This window comes from Pseudomonas sp. ML2-2023-6 (assembly GCF_037055265.1).
GTDB lineage: Bacteria > Pseudomonadota > Gammaproteobacteria > Pseudomonadales > Pseudomonadaceae > Aquipseudomonas > Aquipseudomonas kulmbachensis.
The window spans coordinates 3,627,752-3,647,068 of the sequence record NZ_CP146347.1; the positions used below are offsets into that span (position 1 = coordinate 3,627,752).

A 19,317-nucleotide genomic window follows, 5' to 3' on the forward strand; every position below is an offset into this window, starting at 1 on the left:
ACAGGTATAACGCAGTGCCTGATTTTACGACGACTGCGTCGCCGAACGCAGCCTTCGGCAGCTGCTACGGGTGCATAGCAAGCTTACGCCGCGCCCACAGACCGCCCAGTAAACCGGTCAGGCAACCGATCAGCAAGCCGCCCACATGGGCCGCGTTGGCAATCTGGCCGAAGCCGATCATCGACACCAGCCCGGACATGCACAGTGCCAGCCACACCAGCATCATCACCAATACCCCGCGAGGCAGGTGGTACATGGGGTTTGGCGCCATCATCTGGTAAATCCAGACATGCCCCAACAGCCCGTACAACACACCCGACAACCCGCCGAACAGGCTCGGCCCGCCAAACAGGTACTGGGCGAAGTTGGACACCAGGCTAAACAGCAGGCTCAGGCCGATCAGGTTGATACTGCCCTGGCGCATTTCAATGCGCCGTCCCAGCTCCCAGTACCACATGCCGTTCATGGCGATGTGCAGAAAGCCGAAGTGAATCAGCATCGGGGTAACCAGTCGCCACCACTGCCCCGACGCCAGGCTGTCGGACAACGGCACAAATGTTATGTACTGCCCTTGAATACTGAAATCGACGAAGGTCAGCGCGCTCAGGGTCGACAAGTTGTCACCCAGTTGCGTCACGGCCGCCACGATCACGCACAACAGCAACACGATTGCGGTAGCCGGGCTGTCGCGCAGTTGCTGGGCGAAGCCGGGCCGGGTCATCGCAGGTGGCCGCTCAACAATAGGCAACTCATGCTCGGGATCACCCGCCGGGAAGCGCTGATACAAACTGCGCACATCGTCAGCAATAGTCTCGGGGGCCCACAGCACCTGTTCGCCAACCTCTTCACTGACCCGATGCGGCACCTGCATGCGCCTGAGCAGACCAACAAAAGCGCTGAGATCAACAGACAGCGGCAAACGTAAAACAGCTACAACACTCATTGAATGGCCTCAGGGCGATCTACGTCTACCCATACAAATTTGTTCGGATCCAGCCGGGTTTCCTGATCCAGACGATAAGCCACCAGCTTGCCGTACAACACCGCGCTGTAATCCAGGCACGCCAGGTTTGGCCGGATCGGCGCGGGTTGGCCACTGCGCCAGTAATGCCCGACAAACAACAGCGGCTCATCACTGCCGTAGCGTAACAAGGCACCTTTTTCCGTGGAGGACAGGGGCTGCTGCGCTACCCGCTCGGGCAAAGCATCAGGCTGGAACACGATATCGCCGTAGGTCTTGGGGTCGTCTTCCCAGAATTTGGTGCGAAAGAACGCCCGCGTCAGGCCGTCGCCACCGGTCAGGGTCATGCCGCCTGGCAGACGCATGTCGGTGCCGCGCAACAGTCGATTGAAGCTGAGGTTGGCAAAACTATCGGGCTCTGCCGCCGCCTGCAAGAACGCCTCGTCGATACAGCCGTCGGGGTATTGCGCACGCAAGGTACTGATCACCTCGGCATCCCAGCAGGCATGGACCACCCGGAAGCGCCCTGCGTCGACAAACAGCGGCATGTCGTAAAACCACTGCACGAATTCGCGCCATTCAACGGGGTACTTGTCGAACTGCTCGAGGGTTTCGTGAATCAGACGGGCATGCCGTGCTGTGTGCTCACGCACAAATTGCTTGCCACTGCTGACCGGTGCGGGGGTGCACCAGCCCAGCGCGTTGAATTCATGGTTGCCCATCAGGCACAGGGCCTGACCGGCGCGAACCATGTCGTAAACAATATGCAGCGACTCGCGAATCCGCGGGCCGCGATCAATGATGTCACCCAGGAACACCGCTATCCGTTGCGGGTGTCGCCAGATACCGGCGAGTTTGCGATAGCCCAGACGCTCCAGCAGGTGCTCAAGAGTATGAGCACAGCCATGCACGTCACCGATCAGATCGTAACTGCGCGCTGGATCGAGCATCAGTCAGCCCTACCGCCCAGTCGGCTACCCCAGCCAAGCTTGGTCCGACACACTTCATAGTAGTTGTGGTCCAACGGGTGGATCAGGCGCAGCTTTTGCGCTTTTTTGCTGACGTTAATAGTATCGCCAGGTGCACAGGTGAAATGGTTCTGACCATCGCATGAGACTTGCGGGTAGATCTGCATGTCCTTGGCCACCACGATTTTAAGCTCGCTGTTGCCATCGACCACAATCGGGCGACTGCTGAGGGTATGCGGGTACATTGGCACAATTACGATTGCGTCGAGCTTGGGGTGCATGATCGGGCCACCCGCTGACATCGCGTAGGCCGTGGAGCCGGTGGGCGTTGCCACGATCAGGCCGTCGGCCTTTTGGCTGCACACGAACTGACCGTCGATATGCAGTTCGAACTCGATCATGCGCGTGGACTTGCCGGGGTGCAGCACCACGTCATTCAGGGCGTCGCCCTGGCCAATGGCCTCGCCGTGACGGCGGACCTCGGCTTGCAGCAGAAAACGGTTTTCAACCAGGTAGTGGCCGTCGAGCACCTCGGCCACCTTGACTTCCAGCTCATCGGGGCGGATGTCGGTCAAGAAGCCCAGGCTGCCACGGTTGATGCCCAGTACCGGGACATTGTGCCGGGCCAGTGCCCGCGCGGCGCCAAGCAAACTGCCATCGCCGCCGACCACTATCACCATGTCGCACACTTCACCGAGCATTTTACGCGACGAGGTTTGCAGACCATGACCGGGCAACACCTCGGCGATGGTGTCTTCAAGGATCACGTGCATGTGCCGCTCAAGCAGGAATTTTTTCAGTCGGCGAACCGTGTCGAGCACTTGCGAGCTGCCCAGACGACCTATGATGCCGATATTGCGAAATTGCTCCATGGGGCTCCTGCGGGATTCAATACGTGCGAAAACAACGATTATGGGCGAAAGACCACGATAGACAAAACCCTTTCAGCCCTCAGGACAGCTATGCTCGGACAATGACCCTCTTCCCCGACTTGCTCAACCTGCCCCGCCAACTGCGCCACCCTGCGGTGCGCGATCTGGCGTGGGTGATTCTCGCCCCGCCGATGCTGATCCAGACACCCTGGCCACAACGCCATCCGTTGGCGGGCAGTGACTGGGTCCAGGCTCCGGAACAACTGGAACGCTGGTTGCGTGAACTGGATCAGCACAGTGAGCCCCTCCAGCACTGGCTCGAACTGGCCACTACCCGGCGGCTGGGGCGCTATTACGAACGGTTGTGGCAATTTGCCGTGCAGCACGCCCCCGGCGTTGAGTTGGTGGCCGCCAACCTGCCTATCCGCCTGGGCGGGCATACACTGGGCGAACTCGACTTATTGCTGCGTGACCGCGAAGGCGTGCATCACCTGGAACTGGCGATCAAGCTCTACCTCGGTCCTCAGGACGGTGACGGCACGGACCCTGCGCAATGGCTCGGCCCCGGCAGCAATGACCGGTTGGACCGCAAACTCAAGCACTTCAGCCAACATCAGTTACCCATGTCGGGCCGCCCCGAAAGCCGCGAAATCCTCGCCAGCCTGGATATCCAGACGTTCAGCGCGCACTTGTGGCTCGGTGGTTACTTGCTGTACCCGTGGCCCGGTGAGGCCAGCTCACCTGACGGGGCCAACCCGCAGCACCTGCGTGGGCGCTGGCTGCATCAGCGCGACTGGCCAGCGTTTGCCCGCCAGAGCCCTGCCGGCTGCTGGCAACCCCTGCTCCGACATGCCTGGCTCGCCCCGGCGCACTATGGCCCTGAAGGTATATGGACTGCACAACAGCTAGACATCTGGCTGACAGAACTGCACCCCCAGGCCCCAGCGCAACTGCTGGTGCGCCTGAGTGAAAATGAAGACGGTGACTGGGAAGAAGCCGAACGCTTGTTTTTAGTCTCTGATTTTTGGCCAAATGTGCCGGGAACCCCCGAAAGCTGACACATCTCAAGTGCAAAATTGCCCAACGCGCTTAAAGTAACAGCACTCCGTCAAACAAGAATGGAGGCTTCAGACCTGAACTGTGAGGAAACACCATGTCCTGGAAAAGCACCGCCCAACATTACAGCCGAATGTCCATCGCCCTGCACTGGCTTATGGTGCTGTTGTTTGTACTGATTTATGCGTCAATCGAATTTCGCGGCATCTTCCCCAAAGACAGCGACGGCCGCAACCTGATGAAGGACGCGCACTTTATGCTCGGGCTGACGGTGTTTGCGCTGGTCTGGCTGCGACTGCTGGCCCGAACGCTGGGTGCAGCGCCGAAAATCACGCCAACCCCGCCTGCCTGGCAAACAGCCCTTGCCACGTTGATGCACTGGGCGTTGTACGTGTTCATGATCGCCATGCCGGTATTGGGCTATCTGGTATTGAGCTACAACGACAAGCCAGTGTACTTCTACGGCTTCGACATCCTGCCGCTGACCGCCAAAGACCCGGACTTCGCCAAGCAAATCAAAAGCTGGCACGAACTGGGCGGCACCATCGGCTATTGGCTGATCGGCTTGCACGCCGTAGCAGGGCTGGCGCACCACTATTTGATCAAGGACAACACCCTGTTGCGCATGCTGCCTAAACGCGGCTAAACCCAGCCCCCCTTTTTTTAAACTACAAACCCCCGGCGGCCTTGTAAGCCGCCGGTGTGGACGAATACCAGACGTTTGCCCCGTGTAATACTCCCCTCTTTCACCGCTTGCTCAAGCGCCATTAATGCCTTGGCTGTATACAGCGGCTCCAATGGCACACCACTGGCCGTTTCACTGGCCTGAATAAACCCCAGTAATGCCGGATCAACCTTGGCAAAACCGCCACGGCTGGCATCGATCAGCTCGAAATTGCGTTCGTTGTGCCCTGCCGTCTGCAAGATCGCCGCCACCTGCGGGGCCACCCCGTGATCCGTCGGCACTGCCAGCGCGCCATAAACCCTGCGCTCACCCCCCTCGCCCAACACCAGCCCGGCCAGGGTTGTGCCAGTACCTGCCGCCAACCACCAGCCGTCGTAATCATCCCAGCCCACATCCACCAGTTGCTCACGCAGCATAGCCACCAGCGGCACACAGCCCAGTGCACCCGCCAAGCCACCACCGCCTTCCGGAACCTGCTGCAAACCCGGATACAAGGCTTGCCAGGGCTGCCAGAAATCGGGCTCATGGCGTGCCCGGTAACCAGCAAAGCCCAGCCAGTGCAACTGCATGCCATAGCGTTCAAGGTCCAGCGTAGTGGGGGTTTGCTGCACATGGCCGCGCAATAGCCCCACCGTGGCAAAGCCAAAACGCTTGCCGGCTGCCGCCAGGGCATGCAAATGGTTGGAGTGGGCACCGCCCAAGCTGATCAGCCCCTCAGCCCCCGCCTCCTGGGCCGCACGTAAATGCTCGGTCAGCTTGAACCACTTGTTGCCGCTGATCAGCGGATCAATCAAGTCCAGGCGCAGCACTGCCACCTCCACCCCGGCCTGTTGCAGCCAGTCAAGATGCAAACGCTGCAAGGGTGCATGGGGGTGCCAGTCGATCAAGGGCAGCATGGGAAGGCTCAATTGGAAAAAGAGCGAGTTTACAGCAGCCTGTCGATTTTCATGTTCAGGGTGCCCAATAACCTGACTCGACTGCAGGCTTCTTGGTAAGGTGTGCGCCGAATTTCGTAGCCTCGCTGTGGCTGCTGCTATCTGTTTAATGACGCGAGACCATCCGACCATGCCCGATCCGATCCCCCTTAAAGATCACGAAAGCGAAAAACGCCTGGTCAATAAAAGACTGATCGCGTGCGCCGGGCTGGTGCTGGCGATCAGCTGCGCGCTGATCGGGCGTATGTATTTTCTGCAAGTCACCGAGTTCGATTACAACTCGACGGTGTCCGAGAACAATCGGGTGCATGTGCTGCCGATCCCGCCTGAACGCGGTTTTATCTACGACCGCAACGGCGTACTGCTGGCCGACAACCAGCCCAGTTTCAATATGACTATCACCCGCGAACGGGCCGGCGATACCGCCAAGGTGCTGGACTCGGTGATGAGCATTCTGCATTTGCCTGAAGAAGACCGCGCGGTGTTTGCCAAAGCCATGAAGCAGGCGCGCCACCCGTTTGACCCCTCGACTCTGCTGTACGAGCTGAGTGAGGAGCAAATCGCCCTGCTGGCGGTCAATCAGTTCCGCCTGCCGGGCATTGATGTCGAGGCGCAGTTCGTACGCCATTACCCGCAGGGCGATCACTTTGCCCATTCGGTCGGTTATGTTGGCCGGATCAACGAGAAAGAAGCCAAACAGCTGGATCCCACCCAATACCGCGGCACGCAGTCGATAGGCAAAACCGGCATCGAACGTTTTTATGAAAACGAATTGCACGGCAAGGTCGGTTTTGAAGAAGTCGAAACCAACGCCCAGGGCCGGGTCATGCGCGTGCTGCGTCACACCGATGCGGTAGCGGGTAAAAACATCGTCCTGAGCCTGGACATCAAGCTCCAGGAAGCCGCCGAAGATGCACTCGGAGACCGTCGCGGTTCGATCATCGCCCTGGACCCGAAAACCGGCGAAGTGTTGGCCATGGTCAGCAAACCCAGCTTTGACCCTAACCTGTTCGTGACCGGTATTAGCTCAAAAGACTACTCCGGGCTGCGTGATTCCATCGACAAGCCACTGTTCAACCGAGCGTTGCGCGGACTGTATGCGCCGGGTTCGACAATCAAGCCCGAAGTGGCGATTGCAGGTCTGGACAGCGGCGTGATTTCGGCCTCGACCAGGGTGTTCGACCCCGGCTATTTCCAACTGCCGAACGTCGACCACAAATACCGCAACTGGAACCACAGCGGCGACGGCTGGGTGGACTTGAACGCTGCCATCATGCGCTCCAACGACACCTACTTTTATGACCTTGCATCCAAGCTGGGCATTGACCGCATGCACGACTACATGGCGGAGTTCGGGTTGGGGCAAAAGGTGTCGCTGGACATGTTCGAAGAGTCGTCAGGTTTGATGCCGTCCCGCGAGTGGAAGCGCAGTACCCGCCGCCAAGCCTGGTTCCCGGGCGAGACGGTGATTTTGGGGATTGGCCAGGGCTACATGCAGGTCACCCCGCTGCAACTGGCGCAAGCCACGGCACTGATTGCCAACAAAGGGGTATGGAACCGTCCGCACCTGGCCAAAACCGTTGACGGAACGCCACCGGTGGATGAGCACCCGATTCCCAATCTGGTGCTGCGCGATCCGCGAGACTGGGATCAGGTCAACCACGCCATGCAACTGGTGATGCACGACCCGCGCGGCATTGCCCGGGCAGCGGCCCAGGGCGTGCAATACCGGATTGCCGGTAAAAGTGGTACTGCGCAGGTGGTGGCGATCAAGCAGGGCGAACGTTACAACCGCCTGAAAACCGCCGAGCGCAATCGCGACAACGCCCTGTTTGTCGGCTTCGCCCCTGCCGAAGACCCGCAGATTGTGATCTCGGTGATGATCGAAAACGGCGAAGCCGGTGGCCGGGTTGCAGGCCCGGTGGTGCGCAAAGTGATGGACGCCTGGCTGCTCGACAACCAGGGCGTGCTAAAACCACAGTACGCCAGCCCGCAGATCAAGGCACACACGACCCCGCACGTCTGAAGCTGCAACCGGGTTGACTGAATCGCGAGCAAGCCCGCTCCCACAGATTTTGCGTCGATCTTGTGGGAGCGGGCTTGCCCGCGATGGCATCAACTCAGTCTGGCTGGCACTTCACGGCTCAGTACCGCGCATCCACCGGCTTGCCGCCCTTCGGCCAGTCCTTGGCCTTATCGACAAAGTCAGGCCGTGGTTGATGCGAGAAGTACTCGGCCACATCCACCGCCTCCTGATCCGATAGTCCGCCCTGCCCCAACGGGAACTTCTCATGGAAGCCAATCGGCATATTGCGTTTGACGAACGCCGCCGCCGTGTAGGTGCGCGCCATGCCCGCGCCTATATTGAACGACTCATCACCCCACAACGGCGGATACACAAAGCTGCCATCGGCGTGCTTCAAGCCATCGCCGTTGTCACCGTGGCACACCGCGCATTGCTGCACATACACTGCCTTGCCGTTTACCGGATCGGGCTTGATGTTCGGATCAACCTTGCCCACACCCCTGCCCGCAACCTTGTCGCCAGCAACGGTATTCATTTTCATCCAGTCAAAGTACGCCACCATCGCTTGCATATCGGGCGAAGTCACCGGCAACGGCTTGCCATCCATCGAACGACGGAAGCAACCATTGATCCGCTCCTCCAGCGTCACCTCCTTGCCCGCACGGGGCGCATAGCTGGGGAAGAACGCCGACACGCCAACAAACGGCGAACCATCGGCCACGGTGCCCGCGTTCAAGTGGCAACTGGTGCAGTTGAGCGCATTGCCAACGTTGTCCGGCAGCAATGCCTTGGTTTGCAGGTGCAAGCGCATGCCACGCACCACTTGATCGGCATTGGCTGCACTGAGCAGATTGGCCAGCCTCGGGGTGACAAAGGCTGTCTCGTCGATGGTCTGCGGGTTAAGTTGTTTGCGCATTTTGGCCACTTGCGCAGGCTTGATCGCTGGGGCGTCATTACCCCAACTGCTGCGCACAAAACTCAGGATCTCGGCAATTTCATCATCCGCCAACCGCGCAAAGCCGGGCATGGTGTACACCCTTGGGTGCGCGGCCGTTTCCGGAGTTTCCCAGCCGGTCAGAGTGATATGCAGCAACGTGGTCGGATTAGCCGCCACGATCCCCGGGTTGCCGTTTAGCGGCGGGAAAATCCCCTTGACCCCACCGCCATCCGGGCGATGGCAGTCGGCGCAGAACTGGGTATATCCCAAACCACCCCGAGTACTGAACAAGGTGTCTGGCGCCCTGACCGGCCCGGTTGCCACAGCGGGCATCGGCAAATCATCCTTGCCCGGTGGCAGCGACTTCAGATAGCTGGCGATGGCGGTCAGATCCGCATCGGTGAAGTGCTGGGTGCTGTGGTGAATCACGTCGGCCATATTGCCCGAGACCGTGGCAAAGCGGTTTTGCCCGGTTTTGAGCAGTTGTACGGTGTCCTCCACTGTCCACAGATTGCGCAGGCTCAAGGCGCGCCACGCTTCAACGGTCTCGCCCGCCAAGTAGTGCTTGCCGCTGCTGCCCGCATCACTCATGGCCTTTTCCTGGAAGGCGATCCCGCGAGGCGTGTGGCATGAGCCGCAATGCCCCAGCCCCTGCACCAGATAGGCGCCACGGTTGAGCTCGGGGCTCTTGGCCGGGTCGCCAACAAATGGCTGAGTGTCGACAAAGGCCCAGTTCCACAATGCCAGCCCCCAGCGCTGGTTAAACGGAAAGCCCATGTCTGCCTCAAGGTTGGTCTGTTTGACCGGGGTAACGCCTTGCATCAGGTAGCCGTACAAGGCGCGCATATCGTCTTCGCTCATCTTGGCGTAAGACGGATACGGCATGGCCGGGTACAGGTTCTGCCCCGCAGGGGTGACCCCTTCACGCATGGCCCGGTCGAATTGCTCAAAGCTGTATTGACCGATGCCAGTCTCGGGGTCCGGCGTGATATTGCTCGAATAAATCGTGCCCATCGGCGTTTTCAGCTCCAGGCCACCGGCCATCACCGCACCGCCCTTGGCGGTGTGGCAGGCAATACAGTCGCCAAGCTGGGCCACGTACTGACCGCGTTGAATCAGGGGGTTGGTTGCCGTTGTCGGCTCACCGGCCTGCACATGGGCTGTGCAAAGCAACATCAGGCCGGTAAACGCCAGACGTGGGAAGGTAGAAAGCATCGCGTTATTCCTTTAAGGCGTCGATCTGGGGTGGTCCCCTCGAAACGGGCCATGCTGGTTTTGTTATTGATTCCTCACACTGGGGTTGTACCGGCTTTTAAATGCATGGCGTTTGACCCCGGTCATGGGCGGCGCAACCAGACGGCGCAAGCGAGCGCTCTAAGCTAGTTCCAAAACGGTATTTTCGCCTTTTATTTAAAGCACTTAGATTCAGCAGACCGGACCACCGGACCTCGTCTTTCTACCTCATCAGAACAAGGTCCACCCATGTCCATGCGCACACTTTTGATTGCTCTTTCCATCGCAGGGCTCAGCTTCGGCGCGCAGGCGGCTGATGTGACCATCGGCTATATCACCGGCATTGATCCCACCAAACTGGCCCAAGCCGAAGGCAGCTATGAAAAGGCCATTGGTGAAAAAATCGACTGGCGCCGCTTTGATTCAGGCCCGTCCGTGGTAGCAGCACTGGCTTCCGGTGATTTGCAAATCGGCAATCTGGGCTCAAGCCCCCTGGCTGCTGCGGCCTCGCGCAACGTGCCGTTGGTGACCTTTATCGTCACGGCGCAAATCAAGGGTTCCGAAGCGCTGGTAGTGCGTGATGGCAGCGGCATCAACGGCCCGCAGGACCTGATCGGCAAGACCATCGCCACGCCCTTTGTGTCTACTTCGCACTACAGCCTGCTGGGCGCGCTGAAACACTGGAACCTTACCCCGCAACAAGTGAAGGTGGTCAACCTCAGCCCCGCGCAAATCACCGCGGCCTGGAATCGCGGTGATATCGACGGTGCGTTTACTTGGTCACCTGCGCTGGGGGAAATCCGCAAGACCGGAAAAATCCTCGCCGACGCAGGCCAGGTCAGCGAATGGGGCGCGCCGACCTTTGAAGTCTGGGTCGCCCGCAAGGATTTTGCCGATAAACACCCTGAGATAGTCGCGCAATTTGCCAAAGTCAGCCTCGACGCAATCGCCGACTACAATGCCCACCAGGCCGCCTGGACTGCAGATTCGGAACAAGTGCAGAAAATCGCCAAACTGACCGGCGCCAATGCCCAGGACATTCCCGAATTGCTGCACGGTGCGCACTTCCCTTCCGCCGCCGAGCAAAAATCACCGCAGTTGCTGGGCGGCGGTACGACCAAGGATATCGCCCGGACTGCCTTGTTCCTCAAGGATCAAGGCAAGATCGAAAGCGTACTGGCGGACTATTCACCCTATGTCAGCGACAAGTTTTTGCCTGAATAACCCGTTATGAGGAGCGTGGAGGAGCGACCCGGTAAACGCGTTAGATACTTCAAGCGTGGGAGAGAGCCTGCTCGCGAATGATCTTCGCGAGCAGGCTCGCTCCCACAAGGGCCCCACTTACATTGACAGCCATTGCGCGAGGCTGCGATAAGGACCGCCAGATTAATCCCACAAAGGTGGCGCCCATCATCTGCGTAATTTCGAGTGTTTGAGTTAACCAGCTATTTGGGTCTGTTCCTGGCCGCCTTCGGGGCCGCGTCGATACTGCCCATGCAGTCAGAAGCCGTACTGGTCGGCATGCTGTTGTCCGGCAAGTATGTGGCGCTGACATTGCTGGCAGTCGCCACTCTGGGCAATGTCCTGGGCTCGGTATTGAATTGGGTACTGGGCCGATCAATCGAACGTTTTCGGCACAAACGCTGGTTCCCGGTCAGCGAGCAAAAACTCGACAAGGCGCAGCAGTTTTACCTGCGTTATGGCCGCTGGTCGCTGTTGCTGAGCTGGGTACCAATCATCGGCGACCCGATCACGGTCATCGCCGGAGTTATGCGCGAACCGCTGTGGAGTTTCGTGCTGATCGTCACCCTGGCCAAGGGTGCGCGCTATCTGCTGCTGACAGGGCTAACCCTGGGCTGGGCGTAAACGCCCAGCCCGCAGGCAAGTTAAACCGGCTCTGCCGAAATGCGGCCGTCCATTACCGGCGGGTATTCGGGCAGCCAGGATAAGGGCGTCAATTGATTGTACTTTTGATAGAACGACGACTGAATTCGCGTACGAATCTGCTCCAGCTGCTCAATCAAACCCACCAGCGCCAGTTGCTGTGCAGCCAGGCGAACTTGATCATCGGCGGTGTCGATCTCGGATAGCTCAATGGGCTGCAGCGCAATGCTTTCATTGAAGTAAGCAGGCACTCGCCGACCATTGCGATGCAATTGGTTCTCGGCGCGATAGCATTGAACAAGCCCCGCCAAAATCATTTCCGCCTTGTTCAAACCACTGGCCCGCAACGATCTTACAGTGCGTTTTTCGTCCAGAACCGACTGGTAACTAACCAATTGTTGATTACATGCCAATACATCCGATTCGAGCTTTTCCAGGAACTCTTGCTTGAGTGCCATAAGCTCATTGCGTACATCTGCAATTTCATCCTGATAGACACCCAACGCGTCATTACGGCGCTTTTGCTGCTTGAGCAATCCGGAGTGATTTTGTGCCTTGAAAGCACACAGTTCAGCCTCCTGCTCCCGCGCGCTGTACTCCAGGCGCTGCAGCCGTACAGCGTAGTCATTCAGAAGACTGTCTATGGCACGCTCAAACTCTTGATCAAACTGAGCGCAGCGGTCCACCGTACTGATGATATCCAGAGCACTTAGCTGATTCTGAATCGTGGCAATCCGCGAGTCGGCCCACGCCAGCACCTTGTTGCGCTCGGACTCAAGTGTGGTGCGGATACTCTCTTCGATGGCAGTCAACCGAGTGGCTTCTACCGCAGGGTAGCCCTGCTCACCGTGGCGGCTGGCTTGCTCAACAATATTGAGTTCGCGTTTGAGACTTTCAAACTCGGCCGGGATAAACACTGGATTGTCTGCACGCTCGCGGCTGCAATCAGCCTGCCCCAGAATATTCAACAGCTTTCTGAATAACTGCATGGCGTTCGCTCCGATAGAGAGGTAGTGATGCCAAATTGCTTAACTATACGCAACGGCAAGGTAGCACTTAGCCATCAACCTATCACACGTCTTTGAAAAAAAAGATCTTTAAATTTCAAAACCGGTATTCAGACGGCGAATCGGTTTAACCCCAAGCGAGAGCCGAGGGTGCTCTGAGCTAAAGGTGAGGATAGCCATCAGGAGCGGTACGTCCAGTAATGCAAATACATACGGTTTCATTGAGCAATCAGTGTTGCATGCCCCAGCGCTTCACCGTGACCCGCTCAAGGGTATCGAATACCAGGTTCTCCACCAGCAAACCGATCAGAATCACCACTGCCAACCCGGCAAACACTTTGTCGGTATACAACTCGTTGCGGTTCTGAAAGATGTACCAGCCCAGGCCGCCCTTGCCGCTGGTTGCGCCGAACACCAGCTCGGCGGCGATGAGCGTGCGCCAGGCGAATGCCCAGCCGATTTTGAGGCCCGCAAGGATTGAGGGTAACGCCGCCGGGATCAGGATCAACAGCACAAAGCGAATACCCTTCAAACCGTAGTTACGCCCGGCCATGCGCAAGGTTTGCGAAACCCCGAGAAATCCCGCATAGGTATTCAGGGCCAGGGCCCAGAGCACCGAATGCACCAGCACGAAAATCAGGCTGTTCTGCCCCAGCCCGAACCACAGCAGCGCCAATGGCAACAGGGCAATGGCCGGCAGCGGGTTGAACATCGAGGTCAGGGTGCTCAGCAGGTCACGGCCCAACTGGGTCGACACCGCCAGCGTGGTCAAGGCGAACGCCAGTGCGATACCGATCAGGTAACCCTTGAGCAGTACCACCAGGGAAATGCCGACTTTGTTCAGCAGTTCGCCGCTGATCAAACCGTCATACAGGGCGCTGGCGGTTTGCAAAAAAGTGGGCAGTAACAGGTCGTTGTTCTGGTAGCGCGCCACCAGCTCCCAGAGTACCGCGAGCACGATCAGAATCAGGCTTTTACGTAACCAGCCCTGCTGCCAGAGTCGCTGGCCGAGCGGTAATTCGCGTTCCACTGGCACTGTCAGCAGCGGTTCCAGAACGACTTCGTATTCCTGGCGTACAGATGATGATTGGCTCATCGGGCAACCCTCCACAGCTCAATAAGCGATACGAATATCGGCGAAGTTCAGCGCTTGTTCGCTGCTTGCAGCGTCATTTTCATCAAACAGCAGCCGGTGGATGCGCCGCGCCGCCTGTTGGAACTCCGTACCGCCAAGGCTGTGCAGCCCGTATTGATGACTGTTGATTTCAGCGCGCACACGGCCCGGATGCGGCGACAGCAACAATATGCGGTTGCCGACCACCAGCGCCTCTTCGATGGAGTGGGTGACAAACAGCAAGGTAAAACGTACTTCTTCCCAGAGCAGCAACAACTCCTCCTGCATCTTGCGCCGGGTCAGAGCATCGAGCGCGGCGAAAGGCTCGTCCATCAACAGGATTTTCGGCTGCATCGCCAAGGCTCGAGCGATTGCCACGCGAGCCTTCATGCCGCCGGACAAGGTATGTGGGTAAGCATCGGCAAACGCCGTCAAACCGACCTTGTCCAGATAGTGCAGCGCTCGCTCCTCGGCTTCGCGCCGTGGCAGGGTTCTGGAAGCCAGCAGCGGGAACATCACGTTTTGCTTGACCGTCTTCCAGGGCGGCAGTTGATCGAACTCCTGAAACACCACCATGCGATCCGGCCCCGGGGCGGTGACGGCTTGCCCCAGCAGGCGGATGTGTCCTTCGCAGGGCGAATGAAACCCGGCGACCGCCTTGAGCAGCGTTGACTTGCCGCAACCCGAAGGGCCAAGGAGGATAAAACGGTCAGCGGAGTCGATTTCGAAACTCACCTGATGGGTAGCCCGCACCACACGCTGCGGTGTGCGGTACTCGAGGCTGACCTGGTCGACCGACAACAGGGCCGGGCCTGTTGCGGTCAGGTGGCTGGCCGTGTGGCCTTGCACGGAAGCATTCATGGGTATCAGCTCCCCTGCAGCGGTTTTGCATCCTGGAAGAAGTAATCTTTCCAGGACTCAGGTTTGTTTTTGATCGCCCCGACGCGGTACAAAAATTCGGCCAGCGGGTAGGTGTTTTTCGGCGTCACGCTGAATTCGTACTGTGGGTTGTCGATGATTTTCAGCAACTCGGCGCGGTCAATCTTGGCCTTGGTGACGCGGATATACGTGTCAGCGGCAGCACCCTTGTCGTTTTGGGCAAACTCGGCGGCTTCGGTTAACGCCTCGACAAAGGCCTTGTAGGTTTTCGGGTTGTCGTTGCGGAACTTCTCGGTGGTGAACAGCACCGTGGGCGAGTTCGGGCCGAGCAGGTCATAGGTATTGAGTACCACATGCACATTAGGGTTTTTAAGTGCCTGGTCCTGGAAAGGCGGGTTGGAAAAATGCCCGCTCAACTCCGTACCACCGGCAATCAACGCAGCAGTGGCGTCCGGGTGCGGGACGGCAATTGTGTACTTGTCCAGCCGGTTGAACTCCTTATCGCCCCATTGCTTGGCCGCGGCGTATTGCAAAAAGCGCGACTGCACGGATACACCCACGGCAGGCACTGCGATGCGGTCCTTCTCGGTGAAATCGGCAATGGTTTTGACCTGCGGGTTATTGCTCAGCAGGTAGTACGGAAAGTTGCCCAGCGACGCCACAGCCTTGACGTTCTGCCTGCCGTGGGTACGGTCCCAGATGGTCAGCAGCGGGCCAACCCCGGCCCCAGCAATATCAATCGAGCCCGACAGCAAGGCGTCGTTGACCGCCGCACCGCCGGACAATTGGGTCCAGTCGACCTTGATATCAATGCCCTCCTCTTTGCCGTGCTTCTCGATCAGGTTTTGATCGCGCACCACGTTGAGCAACAGGTAAACAATGCCGAACTGCTCGGCGATTCGGATCTCGCCTTCAGCATGGGCCACGTTCGGAGCCACAAGACTGCTGGCGAGTAGACTCAAGCCCAGACCAAGACTGGCGGCCACGGATTTGATTGATGTGGGCATGGTTATGCTCCTTGAAATATGGGGACGATCAGTAAGGGGCATTGCCCTGAATGGTGGTGCGGTAGAGCTTGCGGCGCAGATGGCTCGGGCATCCGGCAGCGAGATGGATCAGTGAGCGGTTGTCCCAGAACACCAGGTCGTGGGGCTGCCATTGGTGGCGATAGATGTTCTCTGGCAGCACGCTGTAGGCGTAAAGCTCGGCCAGCAACTGACGGCTTTCGTCTTCGGGCAGGCCGACGATACGGGTGGTGAAACCCTCACTGACAAACAGCGCCTTGCGGCCATTTTCCGGGTGGGTACGGACCACCGGATGCACCACTTCGCTGACCTGTGCCAGTTGCTCCGGGGTCAGGGTCGGGCGCCAGTTGCCTTCGAATTTGCTTTCGCTGTAACGCGCGGTATACGAGTGCGCGGCCGAGCGGCCCTCAACTGCATTGCGCAACGCTTGCGGCAAGCCATCCCAGGCTTTGTGCATATCGGCAAACAGGGTGTCACCACCTTCGGATGGCAGCTCTTGGGCATGCAGCATCGACCCCAGGCTCGGCAGCTCCTTATAGGAAAGATCGGAGTGCCAGAACTTGCCCGCATCGCCTAGACCGATGGATTGGCCGTTTTCTATAATGTTGGCAACGCTTGCGGCAAGCCATCCCAGGCTTTGTGCATATCGGCAAACAGGGTGTCACCACCTTCGGATGGCAGCTCTTGGGCATGCAGCATCGACCCCAGGCTCGGCAGCTCCTTATAGGAAAGATCGGAGTGCCAGAACTTGCCCGCATCGCCTAGACCGATGGATTGGCCGTTTTCTATAATGTTGGAGACGATCAGGATTTCCGGGTGGCCGGTCAGCAGAAACTGCTTGAGCACATGGATTTGTAAAATGCCGAAGCGACGGCTGAAGGCAATCTGTTGCTGCGGGGTAATGCGCTGATCGCGGAACACCACCACGTGATGCTCCAGATGGGCGCGGTGAATACGCGCAAAGTCCTGGTCATTGATCGACAATGCCAGATCAAGGCCGATAATCTCGGCACCCACTGCGCCGCTGAACGGGCGGATTTCAAAGGCTTGAGGGGCGATGCTCACGGCAATCGCAGAGGCAGACGGTGCAGACATAAATCACTCCCACGCAGGGCACACCCAATGGCGCGCCAATCGATCAGAAACTCACGGAGGTCCCGTGCTGGTTCATTTCGTGCGGCGCGTCGATTGGTCGACCTGTACGCAGGGATATGACTTTATAGATATAAGAAATTTAATTTAAATACTTTTATAGAATAAGCATATGAGTGGTTGCTCGTTGTTTTTTGCCTTTTTGACTAAAGCACCGGCGCGATCTGCCGATGGCCTTGAATGACATAAAGTCAAAAGGACGAATCGACATGGTTGGCAGCATCAATCCCCTGGCATCGAGCCTGAATATTCAGAGCACGCCCGGCACGACCACCATCAAAGCCCCCGACAGCACCGCGGTGAGTGACACCAGCACGGCAGCCACCGACCCGGTGAAACCGCGGGCATCCAGAGACGCGAATGCGGCGCCAGCGGCTGACACCAGTGATGACAGCTCGGACGCGGTCAAGCAGCTTAAAAAACACATCGCCCAACTGCAGAAACAACTGCAGCAGCAGATGCAGGAATTGCAAAAGATCCAGGCCAGCAACATGAGCGCCGAGGCAAAGATGGCAGCAGTGGCTGGCGCCCAGGCACAAGTGGCCGCGACCGTTGGGGCGTTGCAGGAGGCGACGGCAGCATTGCTACAAGCGCTGACAATTCAGGGTAAAGGTGGTTCGGGTTCCATGGTCAGCACCTCGGCCTGACGATACGCCACCCCTGTAGCCGCTGACGAGTAGCACGAGGCTGCGTTCGGCTGCGCAGCAGTCGAAAACCCTAAATCCCGGATTCAACTGGCACACCATAGCGCCTGATTTCACGACGACTTCGTCGCCGAACGCAGCCTCGCTGCGCTCCTCAGCGGCTACAGCACGAATCAACCTGGGCGAAATTTAGCCTTTCAGCTTTTTTTCTGATTTTGCTGCTATAGTCCGCCCCCTCTTTGGGGAGTAGCTGGCCGTCACGCAAGTGGCGGCGCTCTGGTCAACATTCTCGGCAACCTGCCGTGGCCATAGCATCCGTCTGGATTTGCGAGACCAACGTCATACCTGTGCTGAAGTCGAGCGCGCAGTGCTATGTCGTTGTCTCAAGCCCGACTGGATGACTGAATTGAACCCAATTGCCCTGATTCTCCTGGCCTTTGCCATGTCCACCGACGCTTTTGCCGCCGCCATCGGTAAAGGCTCCAGCCTGCACAAACCACGTTTCAGCGAAGCACTGCGCACCGGCCTTATCTTCGGCGTGATTGAAGCCATTACGCCCGTAATCGGCTGGGCCATCGGCCAGGCCGCCAGCAGTTACGTCACGCAATGGGATCACTGGATTGCCTTCACCCTGCTGCTGGGGCTGGGCCTGTACATGATCTACAACGGGGTCAAGCCCGAAGAAGACGAACCCGAAGACAAACCGTCGCAACACGGATTCTGGATTCTGGTGGTCACAGCTATTGCCACCAGTATCGATGCCCTGGCAGTCGGCGTTGGCCTGGCGTTTGTCGACGTCAATATCCTGGTGGCCGCAGCCGCCATCGGCCTCGCCACCATGACCATGGTGATCATCGGCACCATGCTCGGACGCGCACTCGGTAGCCTGGTCGGCAAGCGTGCCGAGATTGTTGGCGGGGTGGTGTTGATCATCGTGGGTGCCACGATTCTGTATGAGCATCTGAGCGCGGTGTAACACTTGCAGGGCTCTGGCCTTGCGCCAGAGCCCTGTGCCGTTACGGCACCTGCGCCCCCGCCACAGCCACATGAATCATGTACAGCGAGGTATTGGCCGCAATAAACAGCCGATTGCGTCGCGGCCCACCAAATGTAAGGTTGGCGACTTTTTCCGGCAATTTGATCTTGCCCAGCATGACCCCATTCGCATCAAAGCACTGAATCCCGTCCCCCGCGCTGGTCCAGATATTACCCTGGACATCAATGCGCAACCCGTCAGGTATGCCCGGCTCGATATGAGTCAGAACCCTAGAACTGCCCAAGCGACAGTTGTCGACAACCTGTATGGCGCGGATATGGTGCGCCGCATCCGGGTCGTGGGAACGGGCCGAGTCGGCGATATACAGGGTTTTCCCATCCGGGGAAAACGCCAAGCCGTTGGGCTGTTCAAAGTCGTCAGCCACGCAGGCAATTTGCAACGTGTGCGGGTCGATGCGGTAGACGTTTCGCCCGCTCTGTTCAGGCTCGGCCTGGTAGCCTTCGTAGTCGCTGAGAATGCCGTAAGTCGGGTCGGTGAACCAGATGCCACCGTCACTGTGCACCACTACGTCGTTGGGCGAATTCAAGCGCCGGCCTTCAAACTGGTCGGCCAGCACGGTAATGCTGCCGTCGGGTTCGGTGCGGGTGACACTGCGGGTGCCGTGCTGGCAGGTTACCAATCGCCCTTGTATGTCGCGGGTGTTGCCGTTGGCAAAGTTGGAGGCGGCACGAAACACCGAGACGCCCTGCTCCGGGGTCCAGCGCAGGATGCGCTGGTTGGGAATGTCACTCCATAACAGGTAGCCACCGTCGTTGAACCACACCGGTCCCTCTGCCCAGCGGCACTGATCGTAAAGGCGCTCAAGCTGGGTGTTGGGCAAGGTCAGGCTGCGAAAACGCTTGTCGTGAAACTCGTAGATATCGTCGCTCATGGTTCTATCCT

The 19,317-nt window shown here is 58.6% G+C and carries 17 protein-coding genes and 2 pseudogenes; 7 read left to right on the top strand and 12 right to left on the bottom strand.

The features are described from left to right. Positions 1 to 64: 64 nt before the first annotated feature. From V6L79_RS16660 to V6L79_RS16670, 3 genes are read right to left on the bottom strand one after another with little or no spacing between them, the layout of a single operon-like run. A complete protein-coding gene (locus V6L79_RS16660) occupies positions 65 to 943 on the bottom strand; it encodes a rhomboid family intramembrane serine protease (RefSeq protein ID WP_338579203.1) in 879 nt (292 codons plus the stop codon). After that, the gene (locus V6L79_RS16665) at positions 940 to 1,911 is read right to left on the bottom strand and encodes a metallophosphoesterase (protein WP_261738420.1); all 972 of its coding nucleotides are present in this window, start codon (positions 1,909 to 1,911) and stop codon (positions 940 to 942) included. Before V6L79_RS16665 ends, V6L79_RS16660 begins: the two co-directional genes overlap by 4 nt. Continuing rightward, positions 1,911 to 2,801, bottom strand: a complete 891-nt coding sequence (locus V6L79_RS16670) for an NAD(+) kinase (RefSeq protein WP_095000386.1) — start codon at positions 2,799 to 2,801, stop codon at positions 1,911 to 1,913. Before V6L79_RS16670 ends, V6L79_RS16665 begins: the two co-directional genes overlap by 1 nt. Before the next feature lie 101 nt (positions 2,802 to 2,902). Here V6L79_RS16670 and V6L79_RS16675 point away from each other — a divergent pair, with 101 nt between their 5' ends. Both V6L79_RS16675 and V6L79_RS16680 read left to right on the top strand, forming a co-directional pair. Further along, entirely contained in the window at positions 2,903 to 3,859 is a 957-nt protein-coding gene (locus V6L79_RS16675; RefSeq protein ID WP_338579204.1) for a DUF1853 family protein, read from the top strand. A gap of 95 nt (positions 3,860 to 3,954) precedes the next feature. Further along, complete coding sequence (locus tag V6L79_RS16680; RefSeq protein WP_261738422.1) at positions 3,955 to 4,503, top strand: cytochrome b; 549 nt, start codon at positions 3,955 to 3,957, stop codon at positions 4,501 to 4,503. A 17-nt stretch (positions 4,504 to 4,520) separates the two neighbouring features. On the opposite strand, the gene V6L79_RS16685 is transcribed toward V6L79_RS16680, so the two are convergent. Next, positions 4,521 to 5,438: a pyridoxal-phosphate dependent enzyme gene (locus V6L79_RS16685; RefSeq protein ID WP_321833347.1), complete on the bottom strand. Its 918-nt coding sequence runs from the start codon at positions 5,436 to 5,438 to the stop codon at positions 4,521 to 4,523. A gap of 169 nt (positions 5,439 to 5,607) precedes the next feature. Here V6L79_RS16685 and mrdA point away from each other — a divergent pair, with 169 nt between their 5' ends. Continuing rightward, positions 5,608 to 7,503 (top strand): penicillin-binding protein 2, encoded by a 1,896-nt coding sequence (mrdA, locus tag V6L79_RS16690; RefSeq protein ID WP_338579205.1) that lies wholly within the window; start codon positions 5,608 to 5,610, stop codon positions 7,501 to 7,503. 118 nt (positions 7,504 to 7,621) lie between these two features. On the opposite strand, the gene V6L79_RS16695 is transcribed toward mrdA, so the two are convergent. Next, positions 7,622 to 9,655 (bottom strand): c-type cytochrome, encoded by a 2,034-nt coding sequence (locus tag V6L79_RS16695; protein ID WP_338579206.1) that lies wholly within the window; start codon positions 9,653 to 9,655, stop codon positions 7,622 to 7,624. Between the two features lie 267 nt (positions 9,656 to 9,922). Between V6L79_RS16695 and tauA the strand changes: the two genes are divergently transcribed. Both tauA and V6L79_RS16705 read left to right on the top strand, forming a co-directional pair. Next, positions 9,923 to 10,897, top strand: coding sequence for a taurine ABC transporter substrate-binding protein (gene tauA / locus V6L79_RS16700; protein WP_338579207.1), 975 nt, complete (start codon positions 9,923 to 9,925; stop codon positions 10,895 to 10,897). Positions 10,898 to 11,101: 204 nt separating this feature from the next. Continuing rightward, positions 11,102 to 11,539: a YqaA family protein gene (locus V6L79_RS16705; protein ID WP_338579208.1), complete on the top strand. Its 438-nt coding sequence runs from the start codon at positions 11,102 to 11,104 to the stop codon at positions 11,537 to 11,539. Between the two features lie 20 nt (positions 11,540 to 11,559). On the opposite strand, the gene V6L79_RS16710 is transcribed toward V6L79_RS16705, so the two are convergent. The 6 genes and pseudogenes from V6L79_RS16710 to V6L79_RS16735 all read right to left on the bottom strand — a co-directional run. After that, the gene (locus V6L79_RS16710) at positions 11,560 to 12,546 is read right to left on the bottom strand and encodes a hypothetical protein (RefSeq protein WP_261738427.1); all 987 of its coding nucleotides are present in this window, start codon (positions 12,544 to 12,546) and stop codon (positions 11,560 to 11,562) included. A 247-nt stretch (positions 12,547 to 12,793) separates the two neighbouring features. Beyond that, on the bottom strand, positions 12,794 to 13,660 hold the full coding sequence (locus V6L79_RS16715; RefSeq protein WP_261738428.1) for an ABC transporter permease: 867 nt from the start codon (positions 13,658 to 13,660) through the stop codon (positions 12,794 to 12,796). Between the two features lie 18 nt (positions 13,661 to 13,678). Next, positions 13,679 to 14,539 carry an ABC transporter ATP-binding protein gene (locus V6L79_RS16720; RefSeq protein ID WP_321833358.1) on the bottom strand — a complete coding sequence of 287 codons (861 nt, stop codon included), beginning with the start codon at positions 14,537 to 14,539 and terminating at the stop codon, positions 13,679 to 13,681. Positions 14,540 to 14,544: 5 nt separating this feature from the next. Further along, complete coding sequence (locus V6L79_RS16725; RefSeq protein ID WP_261738430.1) at positions 14,545 to 15,564, bottom strand: ABC transporter substrate-binding protein; 1,020 nt, start codon at positions 15,562 to 15,564, stop codon at positions 14,545 to 14,547. 28 nt (positions 15,565 to 15,592) lie between these two features. Continuing rightward, positions 15,593 to 16,195: pseudogene (locus tag V6L79_RS16730) on the bottom strand (TauD/TfdA dioxygenase family protein); the annotation flags it as partial. 35 nt (positions 16,196 to 16,230) lie between these two features. Next, positions 16,231 to 16,677, bottom strand: a pseudogene (locus V6L79_RS16735) (TauD/TfdA dioxygenase family protein); the annotation flags it as partial. Positions 16,678 to 16,943: 266 nt separating this feature from the next. Here V6L79_RS16735 and V6L79_RS16740 point away from each other — a divergent pair. Both V6L79_RS16740 and mntP read left to right on the top strand, forming a co-directional pair. Next, positions 16,944 to 17,381: a hypothetical protein gene (locus V6L79_RS16740; protein WP_321833363.1), complete on the top strand. Its 438-nt coding sequence runs from the start codon at positions 16,944 to 16,946 to the stop codon at positions 17,379 to 17,381. Positions 17,382 to 17,784: 403 nt separating this feature from the next. Next, on the top strand, positions 17,785 to 18,354 hold the full coding sequence (gene mntP, locus V6L79_RS16745; RefSeq protein ID WP_261742442.1) for a manganese efflux pump MntP: 570 nt from the start codon (positions 17,785 to 17,787) through the stop codon (positions 18,352 to 18,354). A gap of 40 nt (positions 18,355 to 18,394) precedes the next feature. Here mntP and V6L79_RS16750 read toward each other — a convergent pair whose 3' ends face one another. Beyond that, positions 18,395 to 19,306, bottom strand: a complete 912-nt coding sequence (locus tag V6L79_RS16750; protein ID WP_261738437.1) for an SMP-30/gluconolactonase/LRE family protein — start codon at positions 19,304 to 19,306, stop codon at positions 18,395 to 18,397. Positions 19,307 to 19,317: the final 11 nt, after the last annotated feature.